The organism is Brevundimonas sp., from assembly GCF_003248455.1.
In the GTDB taxonomy this organism is placed as follows: Bacteria; Pseudomonadota; Alphaproteobacteria; order Caulobacterales; family Caulobacteraceae; genus Brevundimonas.
The window spans coordinates 1-4,656 of the sequence record NZ_QFNM01000066.1 but is presented as its reverse complement, the minus strand read 5'-3'; the positions used below and the strand labels follow the sequence as shown (position 1 = coordinate 4,656).

The 4,656-nt window shown below is 68.0% G+C and carries 5 protein-coding genes; 1 reads left to right on the top strand and 4 read right to left on the bottom strand.

Features of this window, described 5'->3' with window-relative positions; translation table 11 throughout:
* Window positions 1-984: peptide MFS transporter (locus DI624_RS15885; RefSeq protein ID WP_367142137.1), on the bottom strand; the 984-nt coding region annotated here is incomplete at its 3' end.
* 283 nt (window positions 985-1,267) lie between these two features.
* Here DI624_RS15885 and DI624_RS15880 point away from each other — a divergent pair.
* Window positions 1,268-2,419, top strand: a complete 1,152-nt coding sequence (locus DI624_RS15880) for an N-acetyltransferase (protein ID WP_291540507.1) — start codon at window positions 1,268-1,270, stop codon at window positions 2,417-2,419.
* Here the strand turns inward: DI624_RS15880 and mscL are convergent, their stop codons facing one another.
* From mscL to DI624_RS15865, 3 genes are all read right to left on the bottom strand, one after another.
* On the bottom strand, window positions 2,420-2,842 hold the full coding sequence (gene mscL, locus DI624_RS15875) for a large-conductance mechanosensitive channel protein MscL (protein WP_291540505.1): 423 nt from the start codon (window positions 2,840-2,842) through the stop codon (window positions 2,420-2,422). It abuts the gene before it with no gap.
* A gap of 31 nt (window positions 2,843-2,873) precedes the next feature.
* Window positions 2,874-3,164, bottom strand: coding sequence for an integration host factor subunit beta (locus tag DI624_RS15870; RefSeq protein WP_291540503.1), 291 nt, complete (start codon window positions 3,162-3,164; stop codon window positions 2,874-2,876).
* A 219-nt stretch (window positions 3,165-3,383) separates the two neighbouring features.
* A partial coding sequence (locus tag DI624_RS15865) for a 30S ribosomal protein S1 (RefSeq protein ID WP_291540501.1) occupies window positions 3,384-4,656 on the bottom strand: 1,273 nt, incomplete at its 5' end.

Below are 4,656 nucleotides of genomic sequence, written 5' to 3'. Positions count from 1 at the left end.
GCGCTGAACCATGAACCAGACCACGCCGACGCCCAGGATGCTGGCCAGATAGATCGACCATTCGCGGTTGATCGGCCCCAGGACGGGCTTCTTCAGATCGGCGCCGACCGGCGGTTCGCCCTTGCCCTGCAGCAGGGGCTTGCCCAGCACGAAGACGACCCAGCCCAGCGCCATGCCGACCCCGGCCAGGCCGAAGCCCGCCCACCAGCCGACGGTCTGGCCCAGCAGGCCGCAAAGGACGGCGGCCCAGAAGGCGCCCAGGTTGATGCCGTAGTAATACAGGGTGAAGCCGGAATCGCGTCGCGGATCGCCCTGCGGATACAGTTGGCCGACGATGGTGGAGATGTTGGGCTTCAGGAAGCCCACCCCCATGATGATCAGCGACACCGCCAGGTAGAAGACGTTCACCCCCGCCATGTCGCGGGTCGTCTCGATCCTGTAGTCGGCGGTCGGGATGACGGCCGGCAGGGTCGAGGTCGCGGGCAGGCCCTGGATGGCCAGGCCGTTCTCGGCGGGTTCAAACTTGTATTTCTGGCCGTCGACGACGATGGCGACATCGCGGGCCGCGCCGCGCCCTTCGGCGTCGATCTGATAGGTCTGGCCGGCATAGGTCAGGGTTTCCGTCGCCGGACGCCCCTCGAAGGCCATCATGCCGTGACCGGCGACCAGCAACAGGGCGCCGAAGGCCACGGCCTTGCGCGTGCCGATGAAGCGGTCGGCCATGATGCCGCCCAGCAGCGGCAACAGATAGACCAGCGAGGTGTAGGAGCCGTAGGTCGACCCCGCCGTCGCGTCGTCGAACAGGAAGTGCTGCGTCAGGAAGAAGATCAGGATGCCGCGCATGCCGTAGTAGGAGAACCGCTCCCACATCTCGGCGAAGAACAGGATGATCAGTCCGCGCGGGTGGTTCTTGAAGATCTGCATCATGACCGGCACGCCGGTCGCGAAGGTTATGATCAGCCCGAGGGCGACGACGATATTCATCCCGTCACCCCGCGTCCAAGCCCGTCAACCCGGCGCGCAAGTCGCGCGGCCCCCATGTCCGTCCTGATCAACGGCTCGCTCCCAACTGCTGCGCCCTCTCCGACGCACGAAAGGCGCATAAGCAGCACGGCCGGGAAATCCGAACAAGTGTTAAGGCCGTCGTGGGACAGCGTGCCGCGAGCGTCCGCCGGGATATGCAACCTGTGATGATCATCCCTGGCGCCTATCGTGCAATCGTCTTGGGCGAACGCGGCGCCGGTTTCATTATGGGAAGGACCGTCCGATGGCTGTTCGGCCGATCATCCGATCCGATCACGACGACCTGAACCGGCTTCACCGCGAGGTGGGGTGGCCCGAGCGATCGGCCGCGGGCTGGCGCTGGCTGGAAAGCCATCCGGGACGCGCGGACATCGGGGCGCCCGCCGGCTGGGTCATCCCCGACGCCGACGACCGGCCGGCCGCCATGCTGGGCAACTTCGTCCAGCGGTTCCGCCACGGCCCGCGCGTCCTGCATGGCGCGACCGGCTTCTCGATCATCGTGCCGCCCCGCCTCAAGGGCGCCAGCCGCCCCCTGATCCGCGCCTTCCTGAAACAGCCCGGACTGTTCGCCCGCTATACGTTCAACGCCAATGCGCGATCGGCGCCGCTTTACGGCCTGTTCGGTCTGAAGCCGTGGCCGGAGCAGACCCATGCGTTGAAGCTGTCCTGGACCGCCGACCGTCTGGCCTGCGCCCAGGGGCGGGCGTTGCGGATGCTGCTGGGCCGCACCTCGGCCGAGACGGCGGCGCGGCTGGGCGAACGGCTGATGAACCCCAGGGTGTTCGGGCGCGCCGAACTGGCGCTGCCGGACGGCGTCGCCATCCTGCGCGACCTGTCGGACGCCTCGCCCTACGCCGCCTTCTGGACGCGCCTTCGCCAGGAGGACCGGCTGCTGGCGGATCGCAGTCCGGCCAGCCTGAGATGGCGGCTGTCGGACCCGGACCTGACCCTGGCGCCCCTGCTGCTGGCCTGCGTGCGCGGCGGCGACGTCGTCGGCGTGGCCATGGGGCAGATGACCAAGACCAGCCTGATCGAGCCGCCCTGCCTGGACATCGTCGATCTGGTCGCGCTGGAGACCGCGCAGGACGCCCTGCCCCTTCTGACGCGCGCCCTGATCGACAACGCGCGCAGCCTGGGCGCGGCCAAGGTGCGGCTGCAGATGGCCACGCCGCGACTGCTGGCGGCGCTGGGCGATCTGGCGGGGACGGCGCGACGCGAGGGCGGCTGGGGGCACTGTCACGCCATCGTGGACGATCCGGCGCTGGCGGCCGCCTGGGCGCCGACGCCCTTCGACGGCGACTACGGCCTCTGCGCGCGCAATCCGCCCGCGCCCCACGCGCGTCGCCGCGTCGCCGCCGTCCGGCCCGCGTCGCGCGGGCGGGCGGCCAAGGCCTGATCAGCCGTTCGGCCGAGCCTTCAGTTCGTCGCGAATCTCGGCCAGCAGGGCCTCGGTCGCCGTCGGGGCGGCGGGCGCCGGATCGGGCTTCGCCGCTTCCTGACGACGCAGGACGTTGATGCCCTTGACCACTAGAAACACCACCCAGGCCACGATCAGGAACTGGATCACGGTGTTCAGGAAGGCGCCGTACTGGATGGAGACCTTCTCGACCGCCTCGGTCGCCGGGTTCTCGGCCCGCAGCACCCACTCCAGCTTCGAGAAGTCGATCCCGCCGGTCAACAGCCCGATGGGCGGCATCACCACCTGATCGACCAGGCTTTTGACGATGCCGTTGAACGCGGCGCCGATGATCACGCCGACCGCCAGGTCGACGACATTGCCCTTGACCGCGAACTCGCGGAATTCAGAGATCAGGCTCATGGATTCGTCTCGCTCTTGGGGGTTGGGCGGGTCAGGCGTCGCCCGAAGCGTTCAGGCGCTCGCGCAGCTCCTTGCCGCTCTTGAAGAAGGGCACCGCCTTGGCCGGCACCTCGACCGCCTCGCCCGTGCGGGGATTGCGGCCCGCCCGCGCCGGGCGCGCCCGCACCGACAGGGCGCCGAAGCCGCGCAGTTCGACCCGCCCCCCGTCGGACAGGGCCGTGGTCATGGTGTTCAGGATGGCGTTGACCAGCCGCTCCACCTCCGCATGGGTCAGGTGGGTGTTCTCCATCGCCAGCTTTTCGATCAGCTCGGACTTGATCATCGGCGTCCCCGGTCAGGTCGTGAAGACGGGCCGCCTCGCCCGCCTCGGTCCAGATGCGGCACCCTAGCCTCCGACCGGCGTTCTAAAAAGCCCTTATCCGCCAGGAGACGGCGCGGACGCCGGAAATACGTCCGACAGCGGACACAGGGCCGTGTCGGACAGAAAAAAGGGCGGCGGGATCGCGCCCGCCGCCCTTCGTCCCTGGCCGTGAGGCCGGGATTAATCCTTGGAGCCCGCGTTCTTCAGCGCGGCGCCCAGGATGTCGCCCAGCGAAGCGCCCGAATCGGACGATCCGAACTGCTCGATGGCTTCCTGTTCGTCCTTCATCTCCAGCGCCTTGATCGACACCGAAATGCGGCGAGAGGCCTTGTCGACGGCGGTGATCATGGCGTCGACGCGGTCGCCGACGGCGAAGCGTTCCGGACGTTGCTCGTTGCGGTCGCGCGACAGGTCCGACTTGCGCACGAAGGCCGTGACCGGCGCGTCGTCCTCGCCGAACTTGACCTCGATGCCGCCCGACTCGATCGCCGTCACGGTGACGGTGATCTGCTGGCCGCGACGGTAGGTGTCGCCTTCGCCGATCGGATCGCCGCCCAGCTGCTTGATGCCCAGCGAGACGCGCTCCTTCTCGACGTCGACGTCCAGGACCTTGGCCTTGACCATCTCGCCCTTGCGGTAGCGCTGGATGGCTTCCTCGCCCGACACCGACCAGTCCAGGTCGGACAGGTGGACCATGCCGTCGATGTCGTTGTCCAAGCCGATGAACAGGCCGAATTCGGTGGCGTTCTTGACCTCGCCCTCGACCGTCGAACCGATGGGGTGGTTGGCGACGAAGGCGTCCCACGGATTGTCCTGGGCCTGCTTCAGGCCCAGCGAGATGCGGCGCTTGGAGGCGTCGACATCCAGAACCACGACGTCGACTTCCTGCGAGGTGGAGACGATCTTGCCGGGGTGGACGTTCTTCTTGGTCCAGGACATTTCCGAGACGTGCACCAGGCCCTCGACCCCGGCTTCCAGCTCCACGAAGGCGCCGTAGTCGGTGATGTTGGTGATGCGGCCCGTGTATTTGGCGCCGACCGGATACTTGGCTTCCACGCCGTCCCAGGGGTCCGACTGCAGTTGCTTCATGCCCAGCGAGATGCGCTGGGTGTCCGGGTTGATCTTGACGATCTGGACCTTGACGGTGTCGCCGACGGCGAGGACTTGCGACGGGTGCGAGACGCGCTTCCACGACATGTCGGTGACGTGCAGCAGGCCGTCGATGCCGCCCAGGTCGACGAACGCGCCGTAGTCGGTGATGTTCTTGACCACGCCTTCGCGGACTTCGCCCTCTTGCAGCTGGCCGACCAGCTCGGTGCGCTGTTCGGCGCGGGCTTCTTCCAGGATGGCGCGGCGCGAGACGACGATGTTGCCGCGCGGACGGTCCATCTTCAGGATGGCGAAGGGCTGTTCCTTGCCCATCAGCGGGCCGACGTCGCGCACCGGGCGGATG